The sequence below is a fragment of the Pseudomonas sp. sp1636 genome (assembly GCF_030376615.1).
Lineage (GTDB): Bacteria > Pseudomonadota > Gammaproteobacteria > Pseudomonadales > Pseudomonadaceae > Aquipseudomonas.
Genome location: NZ_JARRAB010000034.1, coordinates 1 through 5,301, shown reverse-complemented (window position 1 = coordinate 5,301; position 5,301 = coordinate 1). Strand labels below are relative to the sequence as shown.

Here is a 5,301-nt window from a genome sequence, read left to right as displayed (position 1 = left end):
TCACAAGTAACACTCGTTAATTTGAGAGTTTTTTGTCGATTGCTGAGCCAAGTTTAGGGTTTTCACAAAACCCAAGCAGTATTAAAACTGAAGAGTTTGATCATGGCTCAGATTGAACGCTGGCGGCAGGCCTAACACATGCAAGTCGAGCGGTAGAGAGGAGCTTGCTTCTCTTGAGAGCGGCGGACGGGTGAGTAATGCCTAGGAATCTGCCTAGTGGTGGGGGATAACGTTCGGAAACGGACGCTAATACCGCATACGTCCTACGGGAGAAAGCGGGGGACCTTCGGGCCTCGCGCCATTAGATGAGCCTAGGTCGGATTAGCTAGTTGGTGAGGTAACGGCTCACCAAGGCGACGATCCGTAACTGGTCTGAGAGGATGATCAGTCACACTGGAACTGAGACACGGTCCAGACTCCTACGGGAGGCAGCAGTGGGGAATATTGGACAATGGGCGAAAGCCTGATCCAGCCATGCCGCGTGTGTGAAGAAGGTCTTCGGATTGTAAAGCACTTTAAGTTGGGAGGAAGGGCAGTAACTTAATACGTTGCTGTTTTGACGTTACCGACAGAATAAGCACCGGCTAACTCTGTGCCAGCAGCCGCGGTAATACAGAGGGTGCAAGCGTTAATCGGAATTACTGGGCGTAAAGCGCGCGTAGGTGGTTTGTTAAGTTGGATGTGAAAGCCCCGGGCTCAACCTGGGAACTGCATCCAAAACTGGCCAACTAGAGTACGGTAGAGGGTGGTGGAATTTCCTGTGTAGCGGTGAAATGCGTAGATATAGGAAGGAACACCAGTGGCGAAGGCGACCACCTGGACTGATACTGACACTGAGGTGCGAAAGCGTGGGGAGCAAACAGGATTAGATACCCTGGTAGTCCACGCCGTAAACGATGTCAACTAGCCGTTGGGTTCCTTGAGAACTTAGTGGCGCAGCTAACGCATTAAGTTGACCGCCTGGGGAGTACGGCCGCAAGGTTAAAACTCAAATGAATTGACGGGGGCCCGCACAAGCGGTGGAGCATGTGGTTTAATTCGAAGCAACGCGAAGAACCTTACCTGGCCTTGACATGCTGAGAACTTTCCAGAGATGGATTGGTGCCTTCGGGAACTCAGACACAGGTGCTGCATGGCTGTCGTCAGCTCGTGTCGTGAGATGTTGGGTTAAGTCCCGTAACGAGCGCAACCCTTGTCCTTAGTTACCAGCACGTAATGGTGGGCACTCTAAGGAGACTGCCGGTGACAAACCGGAGGAAGGTGGGGATGACGTCAAGTCATCATGGCCCTTACGGCCAGGGCTACACACGTGCTACAATGGTCGGTACAAAGGGTTGCCAAGCCGCGAGGTGGAGCTAATCCCATAAAACCGATCGTAGTCCGGATCGCAGTCTGCAACTCGACTGCGTGAAGTCGGAATCGCTAGTAATCGTGAATCAGAATGTCACGGTGAATACGTTCCCGGGCCTTGTACACACCGCCCGTCACACCATGGGAGTGGGTTGCACCAGAAGTAGCTAGTCTAACCTTCGGGGGGACGGTTACCACGGTGTGATTCATGACTGGGGTGAAGTCGTAACAAGGTAGCCGTAGGGGAACCTGCGGCTGGATCACCTCCTTAATCGAAGACTTCAGCTTCTTCATAAGTTCCCACACGAATTGCTTGATTCATTGAAAAAGACGATTAGGTTAGAAGCCCGTTATTGGGTCTGTAGCTCAGTTGGTTAGAGCGCACCCCTGATAAGGGTGAGGTCGGCAGTTCGAATCTGCCCAGACCCACCAATTGTCAATTGAGTGGGGTGAGGCCTTGCGAGTACCTGGGGCCATAGCTCAGCTGGGAGAGCGCCTGCCTTGCACGCAGGAGGTCAACGGTTCGATCCCGTTTGGCTCCACCACTTTATTGTGTTGTCGAGAGTTCAGAAATGAGCGTTCCAGGGCAGTCCTGTTGAATGTTGATTTCTGGTCTTTGGCCGGTAAGAAAAATCGTTCTTTAAAAATTTGGGTATGTGATAGAAGTGACTGATTGACTGCTTTCACTGGCAGTTAATTTGGTCAAGGTAAAATTTGCGTGTTCTCAATTGCAAATTTTCGGCGAATGTCGTCTTCACGTTATAGACAGTAACCAGATTGCTTGGGGTTATATGGTCAAGTGAAGAAGCGCATACGGTGGATGCCTTGGCAGTCAGAGGCGATGAAAGACGTGGTAGCCTGCGAAAAGCTTCGGGGAGGTGGCAAACAACCTGTGATCCGGAGATGTCTGAATGGGGGAACCCACCTAACATAAGTTAGGTATCTTGCACTGAATACATAGGTGTAAGAGGCGAACCAGGGGAACTGAAACATCTAAGTACCCTGAGGAATAGAAATCAACCGAGATTCCCTTAGTAGTGGCGAGCGAACGGGGACTAGCCCTTAAGTGGCTTTGAGATTAGCGGAACGTTCTGGAAAGTACGGCCATAGTGGGTGATAGCCCTGTACGCGAAAATCTCTTAGTCATGAAATCGAGTAGGACGGAGCACGAGAAACTTTGTCTGAATATGGGGGGACCATCCTCCAAGGCTAAATACTACTGACTGACCGATAGTGAACTAGTACCGTGAGGGAAAGGCGAAAAGAACCCCGGAGAGGGGAGTGAAATAGATCCTGAAACCGTATGCGTACAAGCAGTGGGAGCCTACTTTGTTGGGTGACTGCGTACCTTTTGTATAATGGGTCAGCGACTTATATTCAGTGGCAAGCTTAACCGAATAGGGGAGGCGTAGCGAAAGCGAGTCTTAATAGGGCGTTTAGTCGCTGGGTATAGACCCGAAACCGGGCGATCTATCCATGGGCAGGTTGAAGGTTGGGTAACACTAACTGGAGGACCGAACCGACTACCGTTGAAAAGTTAGCGGATGACCTGTGGATCGGAGTGAAAGGCTAATCAAGCTCGGAGATAGCTGGTTCTCCTCGAAAGCTATTTAGGTAGCGCCTCGTGTATCACTGCTGGGGGTAGAGCACTGTTTCGGCTAGGGGGTCATCCCGACTTACCAAACCGATGCAAACTCCGAATACCAGCAAGTGTCAGCACGGGAGACACACGGCGGGTGCTAACGTCCGTCGTGAAAAGGGAAACAACCCAGACCGTCAGCTAAGGTCCCAAAGTTATGGTTAAGTGGGAAACGATGTGGGAAGGCTTAGACAGCTAGGAGGTTGGCTTAGAAGCAGCCACCCTTTAAAGAAAGCGTAATAGCTCACTAGTCGAGTCGGCCTGCGCGGAAGATGTAACGGGGCTCAAACCATACACCGAAGCTACGGGTTCAACGTAAGTTGAGCGGTAGAGGAGCGTTCTGTAAGCCTGTGAAGGTGAGTTGAGAAGCTTGCTGGAGGTATCAGAAGTGCGAATGCTGACATGAGTAACGACAATGGGAGTGAAAAACTCCCACGCCGAAAGACCAAGGTTTCCTGCGCAACGTTAATCGACGCAGGGTGAGTCGGCCCCTAAGGCGAGGCAGAAATGCGTAGTCGATGGGAAACGGGTTAATATTCCCGTACTTCTAATTACTGCGATGGAGGGACGGAGAAGGCTAGGCCAGCACGGCGTTGGTTGTCCGTGTTTAAGGTGGTAGGCTGAATGCTTAGGTAAATCCGGGCGTTCAAGGCCGAGAACTGATGACGAGTTATCTTTTAGATGACGAAGTGGTTGATGCCATGCTTCCAGGAAAAGCTTCTAAGCTTCAGGTAATTAGGAACCGTACCCCAAACCGACACAGGTGGTTAGGTAGAGAATACCAAGGCGCTTGAGAGAACTCGGGTGAAGGAACTAGGCAAAATGGCACCGTAACTTCGGGAGAAGGTGCGCCGGTGAGGGTGAAGTATTTACTGCGTAAGCCCACGCCGGTCGAAGATACCAGGCCGCTGCGACTGTTTATTAAAAACACAGCACTCTGCAAACACGAAAGTGGACGTATAGGGTGTGACGCCTGCCCGGTGCCGGAAGGTTAATTGATGGGGTTAGCTAACGCGAAGCTCTTGATCGAAGCCCCGGTAAACGGCGGCCGTAACTATAACGGTCCTAAGGTAGCGAAATTCCTTGTCGGGTAAGTTCCGACCTGCACGAATGGCGTAACGATGGCGGCGCTGTCTCCACCCGAGACTCAGTGAAATTGAAATCGCTGTGAAGATGCAGTGTATCCGCGGCTAGACGGAAAGACCCCGTGAACCTTTACTATAGCTTTGCACTGGACTTTGAGCTTGCTTGTGTAGGATAGGTGGGAGGCTTTGAAGCGTGGACGCCAGTCTGCGTGGAGCCAACCTTGAAATACCACCCTGGCAACCTTGAGGTTCTAACTCTGGTCCGTTATCCGGATCGAGGACAGTGTATGGTGGGTAGTTTGACTGGGGCGGTCTCCTCCTAAAGAGTAACGGAGGAGTACGAAGGTGCGCTCAGACCGGTCGGAAATCGGTCGTAGAGTATAAAGGCAAAAGCGCGCTTGACTGCGAGACAGACACGTCGAGCAGGTACGAAAGTAGGTCTTAGTGATCCGGTGGTTCTGTATGGAAGGGCCATCGCTCAACGGATAAAAGGTACTCCGGGGATAACAGGCTGATACCGCCCAAGAGTTCATATCGACGGCGGTGTTTGGCACCTCGATGTCGGCTCATCACATCCTGGGGCTGAAGCCGGTCCCAAGGGTATGGCTGTTCGCCATTTAAAGTGGTACGCGAGCTGGGTTTAGAACGTCGTGAGACAGTTCGGTCCCTATCTGCCGTGGACGTTTGAGATTTGAGAGGGGCTGCTCCTAGTACGAGAGGACCGGAGTGGACGAACCTCTGGTGTTCCGGTTGTCACGCCAGTGGCATTGCCGGGTAGCTATGTTCGGGAAAGATAACCGCTGAAAGCATCTAAGCGGGAAACTTGCCTCGAGATGAGATCTCACTGGAACCTTGAGTTCCCTAAAGGGCCGTCGAAGACTACGACGTTGATAGGTGGGGTGTGTAAGCGCTGTGAGGCGTTGAGCTAACCCATACTAATTGCCCGTGAGGCTTGACCATATAACACCCAAACAATTTGCTGTTTGTGTGTCAGACGTAAGACTGCAACGAACCGAAAATCTGCAAGACCACGCACTACCCTTTATCACATACCCATTTTGGCGCGGCGTACCGCTCGACAAGAGCAGCACGACGTACCACCCGAATTGCTTGACGACCATAGAGCATTGGAACCACCTGATCCCATCCCGAACTCAGTAGTGAAACGATGCATCGCCGATGGTAGTGTGGGGTTTCCCCATGTGAGAGTAGGTCATCGTCAAGCTT

At 51.8% G+C, this 5,301-nt stretch carries 2 tRNA genes and 3 rRNA genes; all 5 read left to right on the top strand.

Annotated features, from left to right (window positions below):
- Positions 1-84: 84 nt before the first annotated feature.
- The 5 genes from P8H27_RS20380 (at position 85) to rrf (ending at position 5,299) form a co-directional block, all read left to right on the top strand.
- A 16S ribosomal RNA gene (locus P8H27_RS20380) occupies positions 85-1,621 on the top strand.
- Between the two features lie 84 nt (positions 1,622-1,705).
- A tRNA-Ile gene (locus P8H27_RS20375) sits at positions 1,706-1,782 on the top strand.
- Between the two features lie 37 nt (positions 1,783-1,819).
- Positions 1,820-1,895: transfer RNA gene (locus P8H27_RS20370), tRNA-Ala, on the top strand.
- A gap of 248 nt (positions 1,896-2,143) precedes the next feature.
- Positions 2,144-5,034, top strand: a 23S ribosomal RNA gene (locus P8H27_RS20365).
- Positions 5,035-5,183: 149 nt separating this feature from the next.
- Positions 5,184-5,299, top strand: a 5S ribosomal RNA gene (gene rrf / locus P8H27_RS20360).
- The 16S, 23S and 5S rRNA genes sit together here with 2 tRNA genes alongside, the layout of an rRNA operon.
- The last annotated feature ends 2 nt before the right edge of the window (positions 5,300-5,301 follow it).